This window comes from Orrella dioscoreae, from assembly GCF_900089455.2.
GTDB lineage: Bacteria > Pseudomonadota > Gammaproteobacteria > Burkholderiales > Burkholderiaceae_B > Orrella > Orrella dioscoreae.
In genome coordinates this window covers 3,956,261-3,981,045 of the sequence record NZ_LT907988.1, presented here as the reverse complement: position 1 = coordinate 3,981,045, position 24,785 = coordinate 3,956,261, and the positions used below count along the sequence as shown (strand labels likewise).

At 67.0% G+C, this 24,785-nt stretch carries 21 protein-coding genes and 1 pseudogene; 9 read left to right on the top strand and 13 right to left on the bottom strand.

All coding sequences use genetic code 11. From position 1 onward, the window contains the following. Window positions 1-63: 63 nt before the first annotated feature. From thiL to ODI_RS18395, 6 genes are all read left to right on the top strand, one after another. Window positions 64-1,032 carry a thiamine-phosphate kinase gene (gene thiL, locus ODI_RS18420; RefSeq protein ID WP_067749815.1) on the top strand — a complete coding sequence of 323 codons (969 nt, stop codon included), beginning with the start codon at window positions 64-66 and terminating at the stop codon, window positions 1,030-1,032. Further along, complete coding sequence (locus ODI_RS18415) at window positions 1,029-1,538, top strand: phosphatidylglycerophosphatase A family protein (protein WP_067749813.1); 510 nt, start codon at window positions 1,029-1,031, stop codon at window positions 1,536-1,538. The genes thiL and ODI_RS18415 overlap by 4 nt, the downstream gene beginning before the upstream one ends. Before the next feature lie 10 nt (window positions 1,539-1,548). Continuing rightward, entirely contained in the window at window positions 1,549-2,079 is a 531-nt protein-coding gene (locus ODI_RS18410; RefSeq protein ID WP_082985143.1) for a nicotinamide-nucleotide amidohydrolase family protein, read from the top strand. 70 nt (window positions 2,080-2,149) lie between these two features. Beyond that, window positions 2,150-3,046, top strand: coding sequence for a LysR family transcriptional regulator (locus tag ODI_RS18405; protein WP_067749811.1), 897 nt, complete (start codon window positions 2,150-2,152; stop codon window positions 3,044-3,046). Window positions 3,047-3,196: 150 nt separating this feature from the next. Then, complete coding sequence (locus ODI_RS18400) at window positions 3,197-4,183, top strand: Bug family tripartite tricarboxylate transporter substrate binding protein (protein WP_157929787.1); 987 nt, start codon at window positions 3,197-3,199, stop codon at window positions 4,181-4,183. Window positions 4,184-4,229: 46 nt separating this feature from the next. Continuing rightward, window positions 4,230-5,498, top strand: a complete 1,269-nt coding sequence (locus ODI_RS18395) for a M28 family peptidase (protein ID WP_067749807.1) — start codon at window positions 4,230-4,232, stop codon at window positions 5,496-5,498. Window positions 5,499-5,541: 43 nt separating this feature from the next. Here ODI_RS18395 and pyrF read toward each other — a convergent pair whose 3' ends face one another. The 4 genes from pyrF to ODI_RS18375 form a co-directional block, all read right to left on the bottom strand. Next, a complete protein-coding gene (gene pyrF, locus ODI_RS18390) occupies window positions 5,542-6,360 on the bottom strand; it encodes an orotidine-5'-phosphate decarboxylase (RefSeq protein ID WP_067749805.1) in 819 nt (272 codons plus the stop codon). A gap of 55 nt (window positions 6,361-6,415) precedes the next feature. Next, window positions 6,416-7,732 (bottom strand): NAD(P)/FAD-dependent oxidoreductase, encoded by a 1,317-nt coding sequence (locus tag ODI_RS18385; protein ID WP_067749803.1) that lies wholly within the window; start codon window positions 7,730-7,732, stop codon window positions 6,416-6,418. A 107-nt stretch (window positions 7,733-7,839) separates the two neighbouring features. After that, window positions 7,840-8,238: a diacylglycerol kinase gene (locus tag ODI_RS18380; RefSeq protein WP_067749801.1), complete on the bottom strand. Its 399-nt coding sequence runs from the start codon at window positions 8,236-8,238 to the stop codon at window positions 7,840-7,842. An 82-nt stretch (window positions 8,239-8,320) separates the two neighbouring features. Beyond that, window positions 8,321-8,998: a DJ-1/PfpI family protein gene (locus ODI_RS18375; RefSeq protein ID WP_067749799.1), complete on the bottom strand. Its 678-nt coding sequence runs from the start codon at window positions 8,996-8,998 to the stop codon at window positions 8,321-8,323. Window positions 8,999-9,112: 114 nt separating this feature from the next. Here ODI_RS18375 and ODI_RS18370 point away from each other — a divergent pair, with 114 nt between their 5' ends. Continuing rightward, the gene (locus ODI_RS18370) at window positions 9,113-10,063 is read left to right on the top strand and encodes a GlxA family transcriptional regulator (protein ID WP_231968091.1); all 951 of its coding nucleotides are present in this window, start codon (window positions 9,113-9,115) and stop codon (window positions 10,061-10,063) included. Window positions 10,064-10,330: 267 nt separating this feature from the next. Here ODI_RS18370 and ODI_RS18365 read toward each other — a convergent pair. From ODI_RS18365 to ODI_RS18350, 4 genes and pseudogenes are all read right to left on the bottom strand, one after another. Beyond that, a pseudogene (locus ODI_RS18365) lies at window positions 10,331-11,200 on the bottom strand (YihY/virulence factor BrkB family protein); the annotation flags it as partial. A gap of 97 nt (window positions 11,201-11,297) precedes the next feature. After that, a complete protein-coding gene (gene lhpI / locus ODI_RS18360) occupies window positions 11,298-12,236 on the bottom strand; it encodes a bifunctional Delta(1)-pyrroline-2-carboxylate/Delta(1)-piperideine-2-carboxylate reductase (protein ID WP_067749794.1) in 939 nt (312 codons plus the stop codon). A 30-nt stretch (window positions 12,237-12,266) separates the two neighbouring features. Beyond that, window positions 12,267-15,710 (bottom strand): molybdopterin-dependent oxidoreductase, encoded by a 3,444-nt coding sequence (locus tag ODI_RS18355; protein ID WP_067749792.1) that lies wholly within the window; start codon window positions 15,708-15,710, stop codon window positions 12,267-12,269. A 20-nt stretch (window positions 15,711-15,730) separates the two neighbouring features. Next, window positions 15,731-17,212, bottom strand: coding sequence for a short-chain fatty acid transporter (locus tag ODI_RS18350; RefSeq protein WP_082985140.1), 1,482 nt, complete (start codon window positions 17,210-17,212; stop codon window positions 15,731-15,733). Between the two features lie 135 nt (window positions 17,213-17,347). Here ODI_RS18350 and ODI_RS18345 point away from each other — a divergent pair, with 135 nt between their 5' ends. Continuing rightward, the gene (locus tag ODI_RS18345) at window positions 17,348-18,271 is read left to right on the top strand and encodes a LysR family transcriptional regulator (RefSeq protein WP_067749790.1); all 924 of its coding nucleotides are present in this window, start codon (window positions 17,348-17,350) and stop codon (window positions 18,269-18,271) included. 91 nt (window positions 18,272-18,362) lie between these two features. On the opposite strand, the gene groL is transcribed toward ODI_RS18345, so the two are convergent. Together groL and ODI_RS18335 are read right to left on the bottom strand one after the other, a co-directional pair. After that, window positions 18,363-20,003 (bottom strand): chaperonin GroEL, encoded by a 1,641-nt coding sequence (gene groL, locus ODI_RS18340; protein WP_067749788.1) that lies wholly within the window; start codon window positions 20,001-20,003, stop codon window positions 18,363-18,365. Between the two features lie 37 nt (window positions 20,004-20,040). Then, on the bottom strand, window positions 20,041-20,328 hold the full coding sequence (locus ODI_RS18335) for a co-chaperone GroES (protein ID WP_067749786.1): 288 nt from the start codon (window positions 20,326-20,328) through the stop codon (window positions 20,041-20,043). Window positions 20,329-20,864: 536 nt separating this feature from the next. Here ODI_RS18335 and ODI_RS18330 point away from each other — a divergent pair. Further along, window positions 20,865-21,566, top strand: a complete 702-nt coding sequence (locus ODI_RS18330; protein ID WP_157929786.1) for an SMI1/KNR4 family protein — start codon at window positions 20,865-20,867, stop codon at window positions 21,564-21,566. Window positions 21,567-21,596: 30 nt separating this feature from the next. On the opposite strand, the gene ODI_RS18325 is transcribed toward ODI_RS18330, so the two are convergent. The 3 genes from ODI_RS18325 to ODI_RS18315 all read right to left on the bottom strand — a co-directional run bounded on the left by ODI_RS18325 (window position 21,597) and on the right by ODI_RS18315 (window position 24,666). Then, complete coding sequence (locus tag ODI_RS18325; protein ID WP_067749782.1) at window positions 21,597-22,556, bottom strand: Bug family tripartite tricarboxylate transporter substrate binding protein; 960 nt, start codon at window positions 22,554-22,556, stop codon at window positions 21,597-21,599. Window positions 22,557-22,633: 77 nt separating this feature from the next. Beyond that, a complete protein-coding gene (locus ODI_RS18320) occupies window positions 22,634-23,554 on the bottom strand; it encodes a hydroxyacid dehydrogenase (RefSeq protein WP_067749781.1) in 921 nt (306 codons plus the stop codon). 47 nt (window positions 23,555-23,601) lie between these two features. After that, window positions 23,602-24,666 carry a TauD/TfdA family dioxygenase gene (locus ODI_RS18315; RefSeq protein ID WP_067749779.1) on the bottom strand — a complete coding sequence of 355 codons (1,065 nt, stop codon included), beginning with the start codon at window positions 24,664-24,666 and terminating at the stop codon, window positions 23,602-23,604. Between the last annotated feature and the right edge of the window lie 119 nt (window positions 24,667-24,785).

Sequence of the window (24,785 nt, the reverse complement as noted above, 5' to 3'; positions counted from 1 at the left end):
CGCCTGCCAAGGCGGCATGACCGTGCCGCCTTGGCTTTCTCCTCTTTCCCTGGCGGCTGACCGGTGAGTTCAGAGTTCGCCCTCATCTCCCGATATTTTTCGCGTCCCGTGCCGGCAGGCATGCTGGGCGGGGGCGATGACTGCGCGCTCTTCCCCGTGCCGCCTGGACGCCAACTGGCCACCAGCATCGACCTGCTGCTGGCCGGCACGCATTTCTTCCCCGACGTCGATCCCGCCGCGCTTGGCCACAAGTCCTTGGCCGTCAACCTCTCAGACCTGGCCGCCATGGGCGCCGAGCCCGTGTCCTGCGTGCTGGGCCTGGCCCTGCCGCGCGTGGACGAGGCCTGGGTGGCGGCGTTCGCCGACGGCTTCTATGCCTTGGCCGACCGCTGGGGCTGCCCCCTGGTGGGCGGCGACACCACCCGCGGCGAGTGCCTGACCGTCAGCGTGACCGTTTTCGGCGTCGTGGCGCCCGAGCGAGCCTTGCGCCGTGGCGGCGCGCGGGCCGGCGACGACATCTGGGTGTCCGGCAGGCTGGGCGCCGCCGACATTGCCCTGCGCCTCATGCAGGGCCGGCTGCCGGCCGAGCCGGATCGCCTGTCTCGCTGCCGTGGCGCGCTGGAGCGGCCCGAGCCGCAGGTGGCGCTGGGCCTGGCCCTGGCCGGCCTGGCGCATGCCGCCATCGACCTCTCCGACGGACTGCTGCAGGATCTCGGCCACATCCTGGCCGCCAGCCGCTGTGGCGCGGACCTCGACTACGCCAGCCTGCCCGCCGATCCGGCGCTGGCAGGCCTGCCCGAGGCCTGCGTGCGCGAGGCCTTGCTGGCGGGGGGCGACGTCTACCAACTGTGCTTCACCGCCGCGCAGGCGGACCGCGCTGCCGTCGAGCGCGCCGCCGCGCAGGCAGGGGCGCCCGTCACCCGCATCGGCCGCATCGCCGCCGAACCCGGCGCACGCGTGCATCTGCCCGATGGCACCTTGCTCGCCGGCATGGCCGGCGGCTTCGATCACTTCCGCGAAACCTCCTCATGACTGCTCCCTCCGTGACGCGTGTCACGCCCACGCTCTCCTGGATCTGCAAGGACCCGGGCCGATTCCTCATGTTCGGCATGGGCAGCGGCCTCGTGCGGCCCGGACCCGGCACCTGGGGCACGCTGCTGGCCTGGCTGCTGTGGTGGGCGGGAGCGAAGGCCGCGCCCGACTGGGCCATCGGCTTGTTCCTGGCGCTGGCCTTCGGCTATGGTTGCTGGGCGAGCCACCGCGTGGGCCGCGAGCTGGGCGTATCGGACCACGGCGGCATGGTCTGGGACGAGATGGTGGCCTTCTGGCTGGTGCTGTGGCTGTCGCCGGCCACGCTGACGGCACAGGCCGCGGCGTTCGCGCTCTTCCGCGTGTTCGACATCATCAAGCCCTCGCCCATCCGCGAGCTGGACGCGCGATTCAAGAATGGCTTCGGCGTCATGCTGGATGACCTGCTGGCGGCGGGCTACGCGTTGATGGTCATGGCCATCGGCGTGCGTTTGGGAGTGATTGCATGAAGGTTGCGGTATGAATCAGGCGAATGATCCGGCCGGCGCAGGCCACAACCCCGACGTCAAGGCGCTGTTCGATGTGCTGGGCAGGCGCGGCGACTGGAAAGTGGCCGTGGCCGAGTCCTGCACGGGCGGCCTGCTGGCTGCCGCCTTGACGGCGCAGGCCGGGTCCAGCGCATGGTTCGATCGGGGTTTCGTCACCTACAGCAATGACGCCAAGCAGGAGTTGCTGGGCGTGGCGCCGCAATCGCTGCAGGAACATGGCGCGGTCAGCGAACAGGTGGCCTGCGAAATGGCGGCGGGCGTGCTGGCCGCGGCCCAGCCCGCGCGCGCGGCCGTGTCCATCACCGGCATCGCCGGGCCCGATGGCGCCGTGCCCGGCAAGCCGGTGGGCACGGTCTGCTTCGGCTTCGCGCGCCGCAGCGACGACGGCGTCGTCATCGTGGCCGCCACCACCGAACACTTCGAGGGCGACCGCGCCGCGGTGCGCGCGGCGTCGGTGGGGTATGCGTTGCGTGCGCTGACGGCGTTCTGCAAGCAGGGCTGATCGCGGCGATGCCGGCAGCGGTTTCCGCGATGCACGCACGCTCGCCATGAAGGGGTCCCGTAACTCTCTGGTGACGCTGCGCATTTTTCTTGTCGCAGCGCGCACGCTCAATTTCAGCCGCAGTGCCGAGGCGCTGCACCTGACGCAGAGCGCGGTCAGCAAGCACATCGGTGCACTCGAGGCGCGTCTCGGCGTGGCGTTGTTCAAGCGCCTTCCCAATGGTCTCAGGCTGACGCATGCCGGTGCGGTGTATCACGAGCGTATCAGTGCGGCCTTGCGCCTGCTTGACGAAGCCGACGCGTTGGTCACGGATCCCGGCAAGCGCGTCGCGCTCAATATCGCGGTGTCGCCTTCCTTCGCGCAGTTCTGCCTGATTCCCGGGTTGCCTGAGTTCATCGACTCGCATCCGGGCGTGCAGGTGAATGTCCGGCCACGCCTGCTGCAAGGCAGGGATCCGGGCGAGCGCTTCGATGCCGAGCTGCAACTGCACACGGGTCATGTGACCGGCATGTCCGCGCATTATCTGTGCGGCAGGGAGATGACCCTGGTCGCCGCGCCGCGCCTCCTCGCGCGGCATCCTGTCAGGCGGGTCGAGGATCTTGACGATGCCCCGTTGCTCAAGCGTGCCCAGCGCGGCTACAGCTGGGATGAGTGGCGTGGGCAGGTGGCACCGCTATGGCCTGGCCCCGCAGCCACCGCACCCGGGTATGAGGGCTTCTCGATGCTGCTGCCGGCGGTGCTCAATGGACTCGGCCTGGCCGTCGTGCCGGTGTGCATGGTGTTGGACGCCTTGCGCCGCGGCGCGTTGGTGCGTCCGCTGGGCGAGGTCGTGGAAGGCCGGTATGGGTATTACCTCATGCAGCCCCGACCCAACGTCGGCGGCGTCTACGTGGATGCGTTCTGCGAGTGGATCACCGCACGTGGCGTGGCTTTCAACGACGACGTGCGCGCCTATCTGGCTCAGTGAGCCCGAGGCAGCGGCGGAGCGTCGTGACGGGCGATACGTTCAGGTTCAGGGATTCCACGCTGGAATATCGTATGCGGATACATCCTTTGCGGCTCGCGAAGCGCGTGGCCACAATGGATGCACCCTGTTACGAATCGAGTGCTCCCGATCATGCACAAGCCCAACACCCAGTTTTTCACGCGCCTGCTGTCGGCGGTTTTCCCCCTGATGCTGGCCATCGCGCCCGCCCACGCCGCTTATCCAGAGAAGCCCGTGCGCATTGTCGTGCCCTACGCTGCCGGAGGCAGTTCCGACGTGTTGGCGCGCGGCATCAGCGAGCAGTTGGCCAGGGAACTGGGGCAGGCCGTGGTGGTGGAGAACCGCGCGGGCGCGGGCTCCATGATCGGCACTGCCTACGTCGCCAACGAGGCCGCGGATGGCTACACCCTGCTGCTGGCCGATGTGCCGTTCACGATCGTGCCGGCACTCTACAGCGGGCGCGTGAAATACGATGCGCGCAAGGACTTCGCGCCGATCTCGCTGATCGGCGTGTCGCCCATGTACCTGTTCGTCAATCCGCAGTTCGAGGCCAGGACGGTGGCGGAACTGGTGGCTGCCGCCAAGGCGAAACCCTCCGTCATCTCGGTGGGTTCGGGGGGGAATGGGTCGCTGACGCACCTGATGGCCGAACTGTTCATGCTGAATACCGGCACAAAGCTGGTGCACATCCCCTACAAGGGCGCGTCCGCATCGGTCAATGACCTGGCGGGCGGCCAGATCGAGTACAGCTTCACCACCATGCCGACTGCCGCCGCGTTGTTCCAGGCCGGCAAGATCATGCCCATCGCGGTCTCTTCTCCCGAACGCATGAAGGAAACGCCCAGAGTGCCGACCTTCAAGGAGCTGGATGTTCCCAACATGACGGTACAGAACTGGTGGGGCTTGCTGGCGCCTGCTGGCGTGCCGGCGGATGTGCGGGCTCGCCTCGAGGCCGCCATGAAGAACGTGATGCAGGCCGTGCCGGTGCGCCAACGCCTGGAGAGCGTGGGCGTGAGCGCGTCGGCGGACACCAGCGGCAGCGCCTTGCAGCGCCTGGTCAGCGAGGACCTTGCACGCTGGCAGGAAGTGATCCAGCGCGCGAACATCACGTTTGAATGAGAACAGCGGCACGACCAAGCCGCCACCCTTCCGGAGAGACAAGATTTTGCAGACCTGGTTAGAAACGGCCGCCGCCGATGCGGCCTTGATGAACGACTTCGAGACCCTGTGTGGATTTGGTGGCCGCATGTCCGGCAGCGGCCAGGACGCCGCTGCCATGGACTGGGCCCTGTCGCGCCTGCGGCCGATCGCGCCACGGTTGCGGCAGTTGCAGGTGCCTTACGACGGCTGGCGTTGCCTGCGGGCCGAGCTGACGCTGGATGGCAAGCACTTGCCGGTGCGAGCGCTCTTGCGCTCGGCAAACACGCCAGCGTCCGGGCTCGAGGCCGATGTCGTGGACGTGGGGCGAGGCAGGCCCGAGGACTTCGCCCGCCTGGGCGTTGCGGTGCGCGGCAAGATCGTGCTGGTACGCCATGAGTTTCCCTTCACCGGCGATCACGTGCATCGCCGCCGGAAATATGACATGGCGGTGCAGGCCGGCGCAGCGGGCTTTCTCATCGCCAACAACGTGCCATTGCAGGGCGTGCTGTCGGGGTCGTCCGGCCGCGCTCGCGGGGCCGCAGGCATCCCGGCCGCCTACACGGACTTTGAAAGCGCCCGGCAATTGGCCGCTGCCTGCGCCCAGGGCGCGACGCGTGTGCGCCTGCTTCTGCAGGGAGAAGAGTTGCCGGATGCCCAGGCAGCGGTGGGGGTCGCCGAGTTCCCGGGAGGGCGTGATGGCATCATTGTGATCAGCGCGCACATGGACGGGCACGATCTTGGTGTCAGCGCGCTCGACAATGCCACGGGTGTCGCGACGGCACTCGCGGCGGCGCGCGCGCTCGCCCAGCGCGTGGGGCCCGGCACGCCCAGCTTGCGCCTCTGCTTTTTCTGCGCCGAGGAGTGGGCGCTGACGGGGTCGGCGCGCTATCTCGCCGACATGGATCCCGTGGAGCGGGCGCGCATCAAGTTCGATGTCAATCTGGATACCGTGGCGGGCGACATGTCGCTGACCGCGCTGATCAGCGAGTTTCCCGCCTTGGCGCCGGTGGTCGACAGGGCTGCGGCCAGCGTCGGCGTTTCGGTGGGCACCTGGTTGCCCTTGATGCCGAATTCAGACCACGCCAATTTTGCGCGCCAGGGGATTCCGGCCCTGCGGCTGGTGGCCGGTTTTGGCAAACCCGATTCACGGGTGAACCGCATCCTGTCCGCGGGCGATGTGCCGGGCATCATCGAGGAGGGCGAGCTGCGGCAAGCCGTGGCGGTGACGTGTGCCCTCGTCGACCAGGCCCTGGGCATGAGCGACGCTGAACTGGCGGCGCTGGCGCAACGCTGACGCTGCCTATCCTGCCCGCAAGATCGCGGGCAGGCTTTTGCGCCTAGCGCACCGCGTTGATCGCGTCGCGCGTGGCCTTGGCCGCGCGGCCCGCGGCCTCGCGCCAGTCATCGCCGCCGCTTGCATAAAGAATGGCACGGGACGAGTTGATCATCATGCCCGTGCCGGCGGCATTGCCGCCCGCCTGCACCGTGGCGGGGATGTCGCCGCCCTGCGCGCCGATGCCGGGCACCAGCAGGGGCACGCTGTCGCCCACGCGCTGGCGCACGGCAGCCAGTTCCTTGGGGAAGGTCGCGCCCACCACCAGGCCGCACTGGCCGTTGGTGTTCCACTTCGTGCCCACCAGTTCCGCCACGCGCAGGTACAGCGGGTCGCCGTTGTCTGTCGTCAGGAATTGCAGGTCCGAGCCGCCGGGGTTGGACGTGCGGCACAGGATGATCACGCCGCGGTCGCGCCAGGCCAGGTAGGGCTCGATGGAGTCGAAACCCATGTAGGGGCTGACGGTGACGGCGTCCGCATCGAAGCGCTCGAAGGCTTCGCGGGCGTAGTTCTCGGCGGTGGAGCCGATGTCGCCGCGCTTGGCGTCCAGCACGATGGGCAGCGTCGGGTGGTGCTCGCGGATGTAGGCGCACAGCGCTTCCAGCTGGTCTTCCGCGCGGCGCGAGGCGAAATACGCGATCTGCGGCTTGAAGCCACAGACATAGGGGGCGGTCGCGTCGACGATGGCACTGCAGAATTGCAGGATCGCATCCGGACGGTCCGTGAGTTCCGCCGGGAAGCGTTGCGGATCGGGGTCCAGTCCCACCATCAGCAGCGAGTTCGAGTCGGCCCAGGCCTGGTCCAGTTTGCGGGTAAAGGTCACTGCGGTTTCCTGCGTGTCGTGTGGTCGGAAGGGGCGCGGCCCCGGCGTCTTCGCGTCAGTGCAGCTTCACGCGCGACTGCGTGCGCTTCATGAGCAGGCGCGCCAGCGCCAGCGTGGCGGTGCGGCCGATGCCAAGGATGGCCTTGTGGTGCATCAGGTGCAGGCTCATGTACATCAGGCGTGCCAGTGTACCGCTTACGAACAGGCCCCTGCCCGTGAGCTTGCCCATCAGGCTGCCCACGCCGGCGTCCTGGCCCAGCGACACCAGCGAGCCGTGGTCTTCATAGACATAGCCCGTCTGCGGCTCGGCCTGGCCGCGTATGCGCGCGCCCAGCAGCTTGCCCAGGTAGTCGGCCTGCTGGTGCGCGGCCTGCGCGCGCGCGGGCACGCTGCGGCCATCGCGCCACGGGGCCGAGGCGCAATCGCCCAGGGCCAGGATGTGCGGGTCGCTGGTGTGCAGGCGCGCATCCACTTCCAGTTGGCCGATGCGGTTCTGCGGCAGGTCCAGCGCGTCCAGGACCGGCTGGCCCTTGATGCCCGCGGCCCACATGCACAGGTCAGCCGGGAACTCGCGGCCGTCGCCGGTCAGCACGCTGCCGGGGCGCACCTCGGCCACGCGGCAGTTCGTCTCGACGCGCACGCCCACCTGCGACAGGCGGTTGTAGGCGGCTTCGGAAATCTTCTCGGGCAGCGCGCCCAGGATGCGCGGGCCGCCTTCGATGATCGTGATCACCATGTCGCGCGAGGGCTTGAAGTTGCGCAGGCCGTAGGCGCTGACCACATGGCCGGCCTCGTACAACTCCACGGCCAGTTCCACGCCGGTCGCGCCCGCGCCCACGATCACCAGGTTCAGCTTGGCCTGCTCGTCGCGGTCGCGGCGCTCGTTCAACTGGTACATGGCCTTGAGCATCAGCAGGCGGAAGCGCTCGGCCTGCTCCACCGTGTCCAGCGTCACCGCGTGGGCTTCCGCGCCCTGGGTGCCGAAGAAGTTCGAGGTGCTGCCCACGGCCATGACCAGCGTGTCATAGGCAATCACGCGCTCGGGCACGACTTCCTCGCCGTCGGGCGACACCACGGCGGACACCGTGATCTTGCGCGCCTCGCGGTCCACCGAGGTCAGGCCGCCCAGCACGAAGGAAAAGCGGTTCAGTTGCGCCAGCACCAGATAGGTCAGGCCTTCCTGCTGGATGTCCAGCGTGCCCGCCGCGGCTTCATGCAGCGAGGGCTTCCAGATGTGCATGGGACGCGCGTCGACGAGCGTGATGGCTTGGGGGCCGAAGCGGCGGCCAAGCTGGGCCGCCAGTTCCAGGCCGCCCGCGCCGCCGCCGACGATGACGACACGGTGAGGGGCAGGGGAAGTCGATGTGCGCATGCGATGTCCAGTCGGTTCTCAGGGATTACCCTGAAGTGTGCCGTGTCCATCGCCTTGCGGCAAATCAAGCTGCAACAAGCAGGGGCATTGCACCCCGCGGGTGTCGTTTATTCGAGATAACGGCTGACGGCCACGATCAGCCAGGTGGCGATGGTGAAGAGCAGCGACAGCATCACGGCCGCGCTGCCCAGGTCCTTGGCGCGGCCCAGCAGCGGGTGGCGTTCGACCGACAGCGCATCGGCCAGCGCCTCGATGGCGGAGTTCAGCAATTCCACCACCAGCACCACGATCACGCACAGGATCAGCAGCAGCACCTCGGTGGCGTTGCGGCCCAGGAAGAAGGCGGCCGGAATCATCAGCATCGCCAGCGCCAATTCCTGGCGAAAGGCGGCTTCGTATTTCAACGCGGCCTGCAGGCCTTGCAGCGAATAGCGCAGGGCGTTGCCGATGCGGCGCAGGCCGCCGGTGCTCTTGAAGGGTGACGGATGGCCGGGAGGGCTGGTCATGGAAGACGCGCTGGAAAAAGGATGTGCGTCTTTTAACAGATCGCCCGTCGAATTTTCGTGTCCGCCCGCGGGCAGGCGGCGGTCATGTTCCCAGCCGCGCGGCGGCGGCCTGCACCGCCGCCTCCCGCAGCGCCCGCCGCGCGCTGCCCGCCGCCACGCAGCGCTGCACGATCTCCTCGCGCGAGGTGGCGGGCGTGCCGCCCGGAAAGGGCGGATCGGGGTCGTATTCGATCTGCAGCTGGATCTGCTCGGCAGCGGCCTTGTCCAGCACCCTGGCGACCAGCAGCAGGGCCATGTCGATGCCTGCCGTCACGCCGCCCGAGGTGAACAGCTTGCCGTCCTGGGTCATGCGGTCCGGCATCGGCGTGGCGCCGAAGGCGGCCAGCAGATCCCGGGCCATCCAGTGGCTGGACGCGCGCCTGCCTTGCAGCACGCCTGCCGCGCCAAGCAGCAGCGAACCCGTGCAGATGCCGAACACCCAGCGCGCCTGGGCCGCCTGGTCGCGCACGAAGGCCACCCACTCAGGGTCGCCCAGCGCGGCATCCGCGCCCGGGCCGCCGGGCACCACCAGCACGTCGCAGGGGCCGGCGTCGGCCAGGGTGCGCGTGGGCAGCAGCCCCAGGCCACGGTCCGAGCGCACGGGCGCAAGGGTCTTGGCCACCAGCTCGCACTGGAAGCCTGGCGCGCGCGCCAGCACCTCGAACGGACCGGTCAGGTCCAGTTGCGTGACTTCTTCGAACAAAGCAAAATTCACGCGCATTGCGTGTCTCCCATGTCAGGACGGCTTGCCGTTCAGCGCTCGAGCCATGGCAGCGCCAGTTCCGCCATCATAGGAATGCCGATGCTCTCGCGTGTGCCAATCCGCGCTCACTCCGTGCCACCCTTGGTCCTGCTGCTGGTCTTTCCCGGTTTCCAGGCCATCGACCTGGCCGGCCCCTTGCAGGCTTTCGCGACGGCCGCGGAAGAGGGCGGGCCGCTGTACCGGATCCGCGTCGCCAGCCTGCCGGGCGGGGCGATACGCGGTACCGGCCCGCTGGATATCCTCAGCGAGCCGCTGGCGGCGCTGGACGGCGAGATCGATACGCTGATCGTCCCCGGGGGCCCGGGCGTCGAGGCCGCGGCCGCGGACCCGGCGCACGTGGCGGCCGTGGCGGCCCTGGCCGCCACGTCACGGCGTGTCTGCTCGGTCTGCACGGGCGCCTTCCTGTTGGCCGCCGCCGGCCTGCTGGATGGCCGCCAGGCGTGCACCCATTGGCGCGCCGCCGCGACGCTGGCCGCGCGCCACCCCCGGGTGCGCGTGAACCCGGAGCCCATCTACCTGCGTGACGACAATGTCTATACCTCGGCCGGCGTCAGCGCAGGCATAGACCTGGCCTTGGCGTTGATCGACGAGGATGCCGGGGCTGCCTGCGCCGGCGAGGTGGCGCGGCGGCTGGTGGTGCACGTGCGCCGCCCCGGCGGCCAGTCCCAGTACAGCGATGTGCTGCGCATGCAGAATGCCGGCGTGGCCACCTTCGCGACCTTGCTGGCGGACATCGCGGCGCGGCCGGGATTGGCCTGGCGCACGCAGGACATGGCCCAGGCCAGCGGTCAGTCGCTGCGTTCCTTCTATCGCAAGTTCGTGGATGCCACGGGAGAGCGGCCCGCGGCCGCCGTGGAACGCATCCGGGTCGAGTGCGCGGGGGCGCTGCTCGGATCCACGTCCCTGGGATTGAAGGACGTGGCGCGCCGCAGCGGGTTCGCGTCGGAGCAGGGGATGCGGCGGGCGTTCGTGCGCGTCAGCGGCCGCCTGCCGTCCGCTGTGCGGCGGCCGGGCGATTCCTGAGGCGAGGAATCAGGACGGCTGTTTCGGCGCCGGCGGCACGGTCGGCGCGCGCGCCGGATCCAGCAGCACGGCCTGCTTGGGCGGCGTGTCGATCGGTTCGTCTTCAGGCACCGTCGTGGTGGCCGCCGTGGCGGGCAGCGGGCCGACTACCGGTTCCACCGCCACCGGCGTGGCTGTGTGGGCGGGCACCGGCGCCGCCCCTGGCTCATGCGCCTGCGTATCCGCCATCGCCGTCTCGGCCGCCGGGGCGCCCAGGTCGCGGGCGCGCGCCTGGCGCAGGCTGGAATACTGGTGCGTGAGCACCGCGCCGAAGAAGAACACCTGCGAGGAATAGAAGATCCACAGCAGCAGGGCGATGACCGAGCCCGCCGCGCCATAGGCCGAGGCCACGGCATCGCGGCTGAGATACAGGCCGATGCCCCACTTGCCCACGATGAACAGCAGCGCCGTGATCACCGCGCCCGGGATCACTTCGCGCCAGGGCAGGCGGATGCTGGGCAGCAGCTTGTAGACGGCGGCGAACAGGGCCGTCACCACCGCGAAGGAAAACAGGTTCGAGAACAGTTCGGCGACCCACGCGAAGGTGGAGTGGTTCCATATTTCGCCGTAATACCGGCGCGCGGCGGCCAGCCCGGCGTTTACGCTCAGTGACACCAGCAGGAAGAACGCCAGCACCAGGATCAGTCCGAAAGCCTGCAGCCGGGCCCGCACCATGCCCTTGATGCCGGCGCTGGCGTCGGCGGGCACTTCCCACAGATCGTCCAGGCTGGTCTTCAGTTCATTGAAGGCGGTGGTCGCGCTGAACAGCAGCACGCCGATCGAAATCAAGGCCGCCAGTCCGCTGGCGCCCGATTCGTGCGCGCTGGCCAGCACGATCTGGATGACCTCCGCGCCGCGCTGGCCCATCAGGTCGCGCAGCTGGCCCACCAGCTCGGCCTGCACCGCCTCTTCGCCGAAGAACACGCCGGCCACCGCGATCACCAGGATCAGCATGGGGGCCAGCGAGAAGATCGTATAGAGCGCGAGCGCCGCGCCTTTGCTGGACGCGCGGTGCAATGACCATTGCTGGACCGAGCGGATGAACAGGCGCGGGATGTCGCGCAGGCGCAGGGGGGCGGTGGCAGGAAAGATGTCCATGGGCGGCGTGCTCGCGCGGGGCGCATGAAGTGGACGAGCAGCCAGTGTAATGCGCCGCCCGCCGGCCGCATGTCAGGGTCTGTGACAGGCTCTGAACTCAGATTTCCTGCTGCGCATACACCACCGTGGCGGCGGCCAGGTCTTCCAGCGCCGTGCCCACGGCCTTGAAGACCGTGCGGCCCGACCGGCCCTGGCGGCCGGCATGCCTGCCGCTGCACAGGTCGGCCAGCGTGGCCTGCACGTCCTGCTCGGTGAACACGCCGCGCGACATCGGGCCCAGCAGCTCGCCGCTTTTCTGCAGCGCTTCCTGCGTGTCGACGAAGAGCCGCGCGCCCGCGAAGCAGGCGTCGTCGGCCTCGCGCATGTCCGGCTTGAAGCTGCCGATCAGGTCGAGGTGGCTGTCGGGGCGCAGCCATTCACCCTGCACGACGGGCTCGGTGGCCAGCGTGGCGCAGCTCACGATGTCGGCGTCCCGCACCGCGGTGGCAAGGTCGCCGGCCGCCGAGGCAGCGATGCCTTGCGCGCGCAGCCGTTCAACCAGCGCCGCGGCCGCGGCGTCGTTGCGGTCCCAGACCGTCACCCGCTCGATGGGGCGCACGGCGCGGAAGGCTTCGGGCACCAGGCTGCCCACGCGTCCGGCGCCAACCACCAGCAGGCTGCTTGCCTGCTCGGGCGCCAGGTAGGACGCGGCCAGCGCCGAGGCGGCCGCGGTGCGGCGCGAGGTGATCTCGTTGCCGTCGAGCTGCGCCAGCGGCACGCCGGTGCTGGCGTCGAACAGCAGATAGGTCGAATGCAGGCCGGGCAGGCCGCGGCTGGCGTTGCCGGGGAAGATGCCGACGGTCTTCAGGCCGAAATAGCCGTCGACCTGCCAGGCCGGCATCAACAGCACGGTGCGTGCGTCGCCGCCGGGCGCGGCCAGCGAGTGGGTGTGGCGCAGCGGCACTTCGCAACCTTGCACGAACATGGCCTGCAGGGCCGGGATCAGCCGGTCGAAGGCCAGGGCGCGGCGGGTGGCTTCAGCGTCGATGATTCTCATGGATGGGCAACTCTTGTTCGGGGTGGAAAATCAGGCGTCGAGCACGACGTCTTCGATGGGAACGGCCTGGCAGGTCAGGCAGACCGACGGGTCCTCGGGCTCCCTGCCGTGCAGGTGGCGCACCTTGCCGGAAACGATGGGCACGGCACAGCTTTCGCACTGGCCCACGCGGCAGCCGCTGGGCATCTGCAGGCCCTGCGACTCGGCAAAGGTTAGCAGCGTCCCCTGCTTCGCGGTCCAGGTCAGCGGTCCGCGGCCGGCCCGCGCGAAGGACACCTGGAAGCGCTGGTCCGTGTCGGCGGGCAGGGCCGCGGGCGAGCGGAACACTTCGTGGAAGATGTCGAAGTTCGGCACGCCGCGCGCCACCAGCCCCGCGCGCACGTTGTCCATCATGGCGGGCGGGCCGCACATGTAGAAACGCGCCCGCTGCGCGATCAACGCATCGCTGACCACGCTGGCGTCGATACGCTCGCCGGATTGGTAGTCCACGCCCAGGCGGTCCTGGCCGCGTGGCGCGTTGTAGTGATTCTCCACGCGCAGGCGGGGCAGGCGCGCGCAGTGTTCGGCGAGGCGGTCGCGGAACGCATGCGTGGCGCCGTTGAGATTGGCATAGAACAGCACGATCTCCGGCCCGTCGTTGTCGTCGGGCAAGGATTCCAGCAGGCTGATGAATGGCGTGATGCCGATGCCGCCGGCAAAGAGCACCAGCGGTTGCGGCGACACGCGGGGAATCACGAAACCGCCGGCGGGCGCGCGCAGGTCGATCACCTGGCCGACCTTGAGCGCGCGATGCAGGTGGCCGGAAGCCACGCCCTCGAAGGGCGTGCCGTCGGCAGCCTTGCCGCGCTGGTGGCGCACGGCGATGCTGTAGCCGCGCCGCCCGGGCACGTGCGCCGCGCCGGTCAGCGAATAGGCGCGCACCACCGGCGTGCCGTCGGGCAGCGCGAATTGCAGCGTCACGTGCTGGCCGGGCCGGAAGTCGGGCAGTTGCCCGCCATCGACGGCTTCGACATGGATGCCCAGCACGCCGTCGGCTTCCTGCCGCAGCTCGCTGACCCGGAACGGCCGGAAGCCGGACCAGGCGCGCTGGCGCAGTGCCGTCGCGGGATCCAGGTCGATGTCGCACAGGAAGGAGCGATGCGGCACGGAGCCGCTGACCGGGTCGCAATGGTCGGCCGAGATCAGCGCATTGAAGTTGCTGCCCGTGCCGCCATCGACAGGCTGTTCGCCGCGATCGAGTTCCGTACAGGCCTGCCACCAGCCGAACTCCGCCACCACCACGTCATCGGCCAGTTGCGGGGTGACACGCGCCACGAAGCGCGCCTCGCCGATGCGCGTGCGCAGCCGCACCCAGTCGCCGTCGACGATGCCCTTGCCGCGCGCCAGTCCGGGGCTCAGTTCCACTTGCGGCTCCGGCGAACGCTTGCGCAAGGAGACCAGGCTTCGATGCTGGCTGTGGCAATAGAAGCCATTCTTGGCCGAAGTCAGCACATAGGGGTAGCGGCCGTTGCGCGTCGCCTTGGCATCGCGTGGGGAATCGGCAGGCTCGATATGGCTGGCAATGGCGGGCTGCCCGTGCTTGAGCAGCGTTTCCGAATACAGCTCCACCCGGCGGGTGGGCGTGCCGAAGCCCCGAACGCCCGTCGGCGTGCGTTGCGCGTATTTCTGTTCGGCCGCCTCCACCGGACAGGCCAGGCCGCCCGGGTTGGCGCGCAAGGCCTCGACCGTCAGGCCCGAGGGCGCCAGCAGGTGGTTCCAGCCGGCGTCCAGGCTGCCGCCGAAGAACTGCTCGCCCATGCCCAGCCGGGTTGCCAGGTCGAACAGGATCTCGTTGTCCGAGCGCGACTCGCCGCGCGGCGTGACCATGCGCTGGCGCAACTGCACCCAGCCCGCGGCGCGGTCGTTGATCTCGAAGCCGATGCGCAGGCCTTCGCGCTCCCAGGGCGTGTTGATCGGCAGGAAGATGTCCGCGTAACGGGAGGCGGGCGTCTCGAACAGGTCGCAGTGCACGTGGAAGTCCAGCTGCGACAGCGCCTCCCGGGCCATCGCGGTGTCGCCCTGCGACACCGGCAGATTGGTCCCGAAGGCCATCATCGCGCGCACCTTGTAAGGCTCGCCCCGCAGGATCGCCCTGTAGGTATCGCGCGCCGTCACCCAGCCGTGGGCGGGCGGGCCGATGGGGCGTTCCTGCAAGCCCAGCGCCTTGGCGCGCTGGCTGGCCGGCAGCAGTGCCAGGGCATTTACCGGATTGGTCAGCGCGCCCTGGCGCACCCGGTTGCCGCCCACCTTGTCGAAGCTGCCGCACAGGGCGTACAGCGTCGCCACCGCGCGCTCGGATTGCGTCGCGTTGGTGTGCTGGCCGATGCCCGTCCAGGCGTGATAGGCGATGCGCTTGCTGCCCGCCAGCAGGTCGGCCACCGCATGCAGCGTCGCGGCCGGCACGCCCGTCACGCGCTCGGCGACGTCGGGCGGATAGCTGGCGCACATGGCCGCCAGGTGGTCGAACGCAGGCCGGCACGCCAGCGCCGTGCCAGGCACCACGACGCGCCCGCGCAGGCTGAAATCGGCACTGCCTTGCTCGGCGGCCGCCAGTTCGGTGTCATAGGGCACCGCGCGCCGGGCGGCCTGGTGCCACGCCATGTAGCGGTCCTGCGCGGCGTCGGGCCAGAGGTCGCGTTCCTTCAGGAACAGTCCATTGTCCTCGCGCACCAGCAGGGGCGCGTTGGTCCAGTCGCGCACGAAGGTCTCGTCATAGCGTCCCGACTCGATCAACAGGTGCGACAGGGCCAGCGCCAGCGCGGCATCCGTGCCCGGACGCACCGGCATCCATGCGTCCGCCTGCTGCGCCAGCGCCGTCGGCCGCGGGTCCACCACCACCAGCCTGGCGCCCTGGGCGCGGCCCTGGCCCACGGCATTGGCCTGCGCCAGCCAGGTGTTGGTGGGGTTGTGGCCCCACAGCAGGATCAGGTCGGCTTGCGCATAGTCGGCAGGCGGCATGCCGCAGCCGAAGGTAAACGCATGCGCGAAGTCCTTGTGCCAGTTGCAGATCTCGGTGGCATAGCAGATGTTCGGGCTGCCGAAGCTGCGCACGAAGCGCTCGATCCAGTCGATGCTGTCGCCCAGCGGCGTGCCGCTGGGCGTGGTCACGGCAAACACCACCGACTCGGCGCCGCAGGTGTCGCGGTAATGACCCAGCTGCCTGGCCACTTCGGCCAGCGCCTCTTCCCAGCTGATGCGCACCCAGCCCGGGTCCTCGTCGGTCTTGGGCCGGGTGCGGCGCATGGGGGAGTGCAGGCGGTGCGGGCTGTGCACCAGCTCCGGCGCCGCCTTGCCTTTCATGCACATCGCCTGGCCGGTGGGATGCGAGGGGTCGGGCCGGACCGCGACGAGCATGTCGTCGCGGACCTCGTTCAAGGTGCCGCAACGCGAGCGGCACAGGGTGCAGAAGCCTTGCTTGACCGTGGTCTGAGTCATCGGGGCAGGGGCGTCGCGCCTCAGGGCATGACCGGCGGCACGTAGGTCAGGGTCCGGCCCAGGAACCACAGCATGAACAGGACCAGCGGCGTGTGCACGATCAACTGCAGGAAGGTGAAGCCCACGATGTCGCGCGCCTTCAGGCACAGTACGCCCAAGAGCGGCAGCATCCAGAACGGGTTGATCAGGTTGGGCAGCGCTTCCGCGGCGTTGTACACCTGCACCGCCCAGCCCAGGTGCACCTGCAGGTCATTCGCCGCCTGCATCACATAGGGCGCCTCGATGATCCACTTGCCGCCGCCGGAGGGAATGAAGAAGCCCAGGATGGCGGAATAGGCACCCATCACCACCGCGAAGGTCTCGGTGTTGGAGATGCTCACGAACAGATGCGCGATGCGGTCCGACAGCGACACGCCGCCCACCGGCGTGGACGTCATGATGGACGCGATGGCGCCATACAGCGGGAACTGGATGATCACGCCGACCGTCGAGGGCACGGCCTTGGCCACCGAGGCCAGGAAGTTGCGGGGCCGCCAGTGCAGCAGCAGCCCGATCATCAGGAACATCAGGTTGTAGGTGTTCAGGCCCGAGATCGCCACCATCGGGTTCTTGGTCATGAACTCCTGCACCAGCCAGCCGAAGCCCAGCGCGCACAGCAGCAGCGTCAGCAGCGGGCTGCGCTCGAAGAACTCGCCGGGGCGCGGCTTGGCGCCGGGCTCCGCGGCGGCGGGCGGCGCATCGTCCAGCGACACGCCCAGGTCCTGCGCGGTCTTGGCATGCTGGCCCTTGGGCGCCGACCACAGCGAGATGGCAATCGACACGACGATCAGCACCAGCGCCATCACCAGCGACTGCCACAGGAAAATGGTCTCGCTGAACGGGATGACGCCCGTGATGTCCAGGATGCTCTTGGGCAGGCTGCCGGGGTTGGCCTGCAGCTGCGCGGCCGACGAGCTGATGCCCAGCGCCCAGGTGGCGCCCAGGCCCAGGTAGGCCGCCGCGCCAGCCGCGCGGTAATCCATGCGCAGGTCTTCACGGCGGGCCAGCGCGCGGGCATACAGCGCGCTGAAGATCAGCGACACGCCCCAGTTGAACAGCGACAGGATCATGCTGATCGCCGCCACGTAGCCCACGGCCGAGCGGCCCGTGCGGGGAATGGCAGCCAGGCGCGCGATCAGGCGGGCGGCGGGCGGCGAGGTCGCGACCGCATAGCCGCCGATGGCCACCAGCGCCATCTGCATCGTGAAGACGATCAGGCTCCAGAAGCCGTCACCGAAAGCCTTGGACACGGCGACCGGGCTGGAGCCGTTGATCATGGCCGCAATCGACACCACCGCCACGGCCAGCGCGGCAAACACGAAAGCGTCCGGGAACCACTTTTCCGCCCAGGCGGTAAAGCGCAGGCCCAGGCGGGTCAGCAGGCCGATGTCGCCATCGCTGCCAGGAGGTTGCTGCTCGGATTGGCGCGCGGGTAGGCCGCCGGACTTGGTCGTCGATGACATGTTTTCCCCAGAATCTTCAAGTTTTATGAGTCGGATTTCTGCGCAGGCCTTGCGGGCGCCGCGGGGGAAGATGCTAGGGCCACCCGCCAAAAATTGATAATCTCTATTTTTTATAGATGGATATAGGGATTTTCTATGTCGATCACCCTCAAGCAGCTCCAGCACTTCGTCGCGGCCGCCGCCACCGGCCAGGTCTCGCGCGCGGCCCAGCGCTGTTTCGTCAGCCAGCCCACCTTGACCACCTCCCTGCGCAGCCTGGAAACCGCCCTGAATGCGCCGCTGTTCACGCGCCACGCCAACGGCTTGCGGCTGACGGTGCAGGGCGACGGCTTCCTGCGGCATGCCGAGCACATCCTGCGCACGCTCGACGTCGCGCTTGAAGAAGTGCATGAATCGGTCTCGGCGGTCACCGGCAAGGTCAGGCTAGGCATCACCGACACCGTGTCCGAATACATGCTGCCGCGCATCATCGATGTGGCGCGCCGGCAGCTCCCGAAGGTCGAGATCGAGCCCGTCGAGCTCGATCGCGTGCAGATCGAGCACGGCCTGGCGAAGGGAGAATTCGATTTCGCCATCGTGCTGGTGTCCAACCTGTCCGACACGCCCGAGATCACCCGCGAAACCCTGCTGCGCTCGGAGCGGCGGCTTTGGACCTCGGTGCACCATCCCTTTGCGGGAGGCGGGGCGGTCTCGCTGGCCGATGTCGCCGAGAAGCCGTTCGTGCTGCTGGACATGGACGAGCATGTCGAGACGGTCAGCCGCTATTGGGCCGCGACGGGCCTGACGCCCAAGGTGGTGTTTCGCACCAAATCCATCGAAGCGATCCGCAGCCTGGTGGCCCAGGACGTGGGCGTCACCATCCTGTCGGACCTGGTCTTCCGGCCCTGGTCGCACGACGGCGGACGCATCAGCCGGACCGCGGTCTCGGATCCGGTGCCGTCCATGGACATCGGCTTGGCGTATCTGCGCGGGGCGCCCTTGTCGCCGGCCGCGGTGGCCTGCTCCAGCACCTTGCGCCTGCTGGGCAAGACCCTGGCGCGGGAATCGCATATCCACTGATAGCAAAAAAAAACAGCCCGGGTTCGCACCCGGGCTGTTTTGACTGGCTTGCGCCACGACCGGCATGCCGGTCGTGGCAGGCAAGGACTTCTTAGAAGTCCATGCCGCCCATGCCACCCATGCCGCCGGGCATGGCCGGGGCAGCGGGCTTGTCTTCAGCCAGTTCCACCACGGCGGCTTCAGCCGTCAGCAGCAGGCTGGCCACCGAAGCGGCGTTCTGCAGGGCGGTGCGGGTCACCTTGGTGGGGTCCAGCACGCCTTGCTCGACCAGGTCGGTGTACTCGCCGGTCGCGGCGTTGTAGCCGTAGTTGCCCTTGCCCTTCAGCACGGTGTCGACCACCACGCTGGCTTCTTCGCCGGCGTTGATGACGATGGTGCGCAGGGGCTCTTCCACAGCGCGCAGGATCAGCTTGATGCCGGCGTTCTGGTCGGGGGTGTCGCCCTTCAGGTCAGCGATGGCTTGCTTGGCGCGCAGCAGTGCCACGCCGCCGCCGGCCACGACGCCTTCTTCCACTGCGGCGCGGGTAGCGTGCAGGGCGTCTTCAACGCGGGCCTTCTTTTCCTTCATTTCCACTTCGGTGGCGGCACCGACGCGGATGACGGCCACGCCGCCAGCCAGCTTGGCCACGCGCTCTTGCAGCTTTTCGCGATCGTAGTCCGAGGTGGCTTCCTCGATCTGGATGCGCACTTGCTTCACGCGGGCTTCGATCGACTTGGCATCGCCGGCGCCGTCGATGATCGTGGTGTTTTCCTTACCCACTTCGATGCGCTTGGCTTGGCCCAGTTCGGCTAGCGTGGCCTTCTCGAGCGACAGGCCGGTCTCTTCCGAGATCACGGTGCCGCCGGTCAGGATGGCGATGTCTTCCAGGATGGCCTTGCGGCGGTCGCCGAAGCCAGGCGCCTTGACGGCGGTGGTCTTCAGGATGCCACGGATGTTGTTCACGACCAGGGTGGCCAGGGCTTCGCCCTCGACGTCCTCGGCGATGATCAGCAGGGGGCGGCTCGACTTGGCGACTTGTTCCAGCACGGGCAGCAGGTCGCGGATGTTGCTGATCTTCTTGTCGAAGATCAGGATGAACGGGTCATCCAGGGCGGCAACTTGCTTGTCCGGGTTGTTGATGAAGTAGGGCGACAGGTAGCCGCGGTCGAATTGCATGCCTTCGACGACGTCCAGCTCGTTTTCCAGCGACTTGCCGTCTTCGACGGTAATGACGCCTTCCTTGCCCACCTTGTCCATCGCGTCAGCGATGATCTGGCCGATGGAGGAGTCGCTGTTGGCCGAGATCGAGCCGACTTGCGCGATTTCCTTCGAGGTCGTGACGGGCTTGCTTTGCTTTTGCAGCTCGGCGACGGCGGCGGCGACAGCCTTGTCGATGCCGCGCTTCAGGTCGATGGGGTTGAAGCCGGCGGCCACGTACTTCAGGCCTTCCTGGACGATGGCTTGGGCCAGGACCGTGGCGGTCGTGGTGCCGTCACCGGCGTTGTCGCTGGTCTTCGAGGCAACGTCCTTCACCAGCTGGGCGCCGATGTTCTCGAACTTGTCCTTCAGTTCGATTTCCTTGGCGACGGACACGCCGTCCTTGGTCACCGTGGGGGCGCCGAACGAGCGCTCCAGCACCACGTTGCGGCCCTTGGGGCCCAGGGTCGTCTTGACAGCGTTGGCGAGGACATTCACGCCACGGACGATACGCACGCGAGCGTCATCGCCGAACAGAACTTGCTTGGCAGCCATTTGCAGCTTCCTTTATGGATTCGGTTGTCGAGAAGAATTACTGGATCACGGCGAGAATTTCTTCCTCGCGGATGACGAGCAGTTCCTCGCCATCGACCTTGACGGACTGGCCGGCGTACTTGCCGAACAGCACCTTGTCGCCGACCTTCAGGTCGACCGGCAGGACTTTGCCGTCTTCCGTCTTCTTGCCCGGGCCGACGGCCAGGACTTCACCTTGATCGGGCTTCTCAGCCGCGCTTTCAGGGATGACGATGCCCGAGGCAGTTTTGCGCTCGTTGTCCAGACGCTTGATGATCACGCGATCATGCAGGGGACGCAGGGCCATGAAGAACTCCTGTTAAATCAATAGGTTGGGTGGAAAATTAGGAAATTGCCCCAGCCGGAGGGTTGTTAGCACTCTCGACTGATGAGTGCTAATTATAGGGATGGTTTGGCTGGGTTCAAGGGGGGAGGGGGAGACTTTTATCTAAGTTGGAACTTGCGCCAGCTGTCGAAGTTCATCGAGTTTGGAATTGGCTCGGTGGTCGTAGGCGGCAGGGTAATCCCTCCACTTTTAGCGAGCAGTGGTACGGTCTCCAGCTGGATTTCGCTCCGGAAGTTCGTCTCCGCGTGTCAAACTCAGGGTAAGGCCAATTGCCACAGGGTGTGCTAATGCCTTGTTCAACTTTTGTATCCAATACCTATGCCACAGCCCAATTAAGGGGGAGCTCCCGGAGTGTTCCAGCCTTCTTGTTGTGCTGGAACAGACGCCGTAGCGACCTGATCTGATTCAGCCCCCCAAGGGGTCTACGGAAAATGACGACATTAATATCTTCCCCCTCCCCTTCAGAACCCCTCGAAACCGAGCAGCTTTTCCGTCGCATGCTGGAAGAGCGCCAGGCTGAAGAGATTCCGAACGAGCGCCGAGTCCAAGCAGACCTACGCCGCGAAGCAAAACGCTTGAAGCAACCAACCACACGTGTGGAAGTGAACAACATTTTCACCTGGTACCTGGACCAACACACGGAGATCGAACCCGAAACAGATCCCGAATTGATAAAACAACGTGTGTGGCAAAGACGGGTTGGCGTCAAGGACAGTGGACGCTTAACGGAAGCGCAGATTGCCGCGCAAGAAGACCGACTGGGCGTTCGCCTGCCAATGCCATGGCGCAACGTATACAAGCACTTCAACGGCGGCTGGGTGGGAACCCTCTATTGGGGAGACATGAGCAACCCCCATAGCAGCGACGTCGTGCCCATTCCCCAGGCAACCCATCAGTATCTGGCGCTGGAGGACGTCGCACCGTTGCGTGAACGCCTGCCCGCGGAATGGGAGGACCTAGATCAGGGCAACCTGGATTGCAGCAACCTTGACCCAAGGCTGATCGCGATTGCCTGCGCCGGCAGCGAGGCGATCCTGTTGGACTATCGCGAAGCGGCTTCGCCGCGCGTCTGCAAGGCGTTCTTCAGTAAATATGAAGACGACCCGCTAGCCGCGTGGGAAACAGACAGGTCTACAGTCTGGTGGCCGAACATGGCCGTGTTCTTTCGCGGCCTCTACCTGCAGAATCGGGCAGCATAAGGGCTGCCCGTCCTGAGTTCACCCCAACCGTCACTGCGTGATCGGCTGAATCCCCCCGTCCTTCATCACCTTCCCCCAAAGCGCCAGATCATCGGCAATCCGTTGCTGGAATGCCGGCCCGTTACCCATCAGCACCGTATCTCCCGTCTGGCTCAGACGTTCCTGGAATGCAGGATCCTGAAGCGTCTTCGTCAACGCGCTGCGCAGCACTTCCAGACTCGCTTCGGGGGCCTTCTGGTGGCTCACCAGCCCCGTCCACACATCCACCTGGAATCCTGCAACGGATTCGTTCACCGCAGGAACGTCGGGCAGCGCGGGCAAGCGTGCCTTCGACGTGACGGCAAGGGCGTCCAGTTTTTTTTCGGTGACCAGGGGCATGGCCACCGAGGGGCCGATCATCGCGATGTCGACCCGGCCGCCCGCCAGGTCGCTGATCACGTCGTTGTCTCCCTTGTACGGCACCTTCAGGATCTTGGACTGGGTCAGGACGCTCAGCCAGTCGACCGACAGTGATTTCACATGGCCCGTGTACGCCATCGATACGCTCTCCGGTTTTGCGGCGGCCCGCTGCAATACGGTAGCGAAGTCGGGAAAGGCGCCTGCCTTGCTGACCAGCACGTACGGATAGCTGGAGACCAGGCCGACGTGGGAGAAGTCCTTCAGCGGGTCATAGGGCGTGTTCGCGTAGAGCACCGGTGCGATGGACATCGTGCCGTTCGTGGTCAGCATCAAGGTATAGCCGTCAGGGCTGCTGCTTTGCAGCGCGCGGGTGGCAATCAGGTTGTTGCCGCCGGGGCGGTTTTCAACGACGACCGACTGGCCAAGATTCTTGCCCAGGGCCTCTGCGAATATCCGGGCGATGTTGTCCAGGGCGCCGCCGGCGGTGTAGGGAACGATCAGCCGCAAGGGGCGGGTGGGAAATTCCTCTGCCTGGGCCGGGGGGACCGCATAGGAACAGAACATCAGGCAAAGCATCAAGATCCTGCGCATGGTTGTCTCCGTTGTTATTGATATATGCCGCGTTGCGCGGGGTACTGCTTCTTTGTTTTTCTGAAAGCTTGCCGGGCTCAGCCGCGCAGGACGGAAAGGATGTTCTGGGCGGCGCCTACGGCCATGCCCCGCAAGCCGCCATTGGTCGTTCCGCCGATGTGGGGCGTCAGGACGGCGTTGGGGGTGTCCACCCAGGGTGACTCGGCGTTGATCGGCTCATGCACGAAACAGTCGAGTCCCAGATGGAGTTCACCGGCATGCAGTTTCTCGCGGATGGCGGCCTCGTCGATCATGCCGGCGCGCGCGGTGTTCACCACGATGGCACCCTTGCGTAGCAAGCCCAGCCGACGCGCATCCAGCAGGTTCCGGGTGGAGTCATCCAGCGGGCAGTGCAGGGAGACGACGTCGCTGGCGGTCAGCAAGGCTTCCAGTTCGACCTGCGTGACGCCTTCGGGGAGCTGATGGCCGTCGAGGTAAGGGTCGTTGACGAGCACACGCATCCCGATGGCCTGGCCGAAGCGGGCCACGCGTCTGCCTATCGCGCCGCAGCCCACCACGCCCAGCGTCGCGCCGGACAGTTCGAAGCCGACGTAGCCTTGCTTGTCCCAGTGTCCTTCGTGCATGCGGGCGTCCAGCCAGCAGATGCGCCGGGCGCAGGCCAGGATGAGTCCGAGCGCGAGCTCTGCCACGGACTGGCTGTTCGAGCCGGTGGCGGCAATGGCTTGCACGCCCAGTCGCCTGGCGGCAGCTTGATCGATGGCATCCATGCCGACGCCGTGCCGGCCGATGACTTTCAGCTTGCGCGAGGCTGATTGCACTTGTTCATTGATCTGCCCATAGCGGGACAGGATGGCGACGGGCTGTTCACGCTCGACGAGCGCGACCAGTTCTTCCTGGGAAAACCGCGCGCCGGTGTAGCAAAGACGATAGTCCTTGAGCAGGGCGACGGCATCGGGGTGGATCTTCTCTTCCGTGATGACGATGGAGTCTTGATGCATGGTTTCTTCTGTGGGCGGATGAACGCCGGTGACACGGCGCGCGGATATCAGTGGCCCATCGCGGGCTCGGGCAGGCCGTGTTCCAGCGGCGGGCGTGGCGGCAGGCCGAAGGCTTCTGGGGTGGGCACGCCCATGCGGGCGGTGCCGGGGCCGAAGCGCTCCGCGAAGTTCGGCGCAAGCGGTCGATAGTCGGTGCGCAGCCACAGGCGCAACAGGTGACGCTTCTTGTCTTCGTCTTCGTAGTCCTCGAAGGCCGTGCGCGAGTGCACGATGACGTGATTGTTCAGGAGCTGCATGTCGCCGGGCTCCATGGCCATCTCGAAGCACAGGTCCTGGCTGCCAGCCAGCTCATCGAACAGGTTCATCGCCTCCACCTGTTCTGGGGTGGCTGGCGTGCCGCGCTTCTCGAAGGCGGGTTCGAAGGCGTTGCGCAGGTAGCGGCAACTGAGCTTGCCGTCGAACCAGCTGAATACAGGAATGGGGTGCTCGGTGAGTGGCGAACGGCCGGGCAGGTGTTCGCCCTTCAGGTCGTAATGGAAGCCGTCATACAAGGGCTTGAGCAGATCGGGACGGCGCCTCAGTATTTCGTTGTGGATGGACGTCGTGCTGGTCAGCCGGCTGAAGCCTCCTGTCTTGGAGACGCGCAGGCACAGCAGGCCGACGACATCGCTGTTGTCGCTGTGGAAGTTCAACTTGGCGCTGGTGTTGTAGCCACGGGTCTTGTGGCCGTATTTCACCCCTTCATCCTTCACGTGCCCAAGCAGATGGGCGCGTGAGTTCTGTGTGACAGGGCGTCCCAGGTGCAGTCCGATACCCCAGTAGATTCGCGACGCATCGTCCTTGGAGTAATCGAACACTGGCAGGCCGCGCAGCACGGCCATCCCGATGCCTTCCTCCACCTGTTCCGACACTTTCTTCAGGTCAGCCGCGACCCTTTCCAGGGGGAAGTCCTCCTTGCGGATGTCCGTGATCGGAATGTGGCGCACCTTCTGCAGCGCAGCGTTCAGTTCCGCAATGGCTTGCGGCCCGAACCGGTAGATCCAGCTTTGATCGTTGTTGAGCTGTTCTGCGTTCCAGGCGCTCGCATCGGTAACGGGCTTGTACTCGGACATGGCGTGATTCTCCCTGCGATGAGAAGGATTGCTGCCTGCCACGAATGCCGTGGCAGTGCTTTGCGATGCGTCAATCCTCGTGTAAAACGCACATGAGAAAAAGCGATTTATTTTTATTC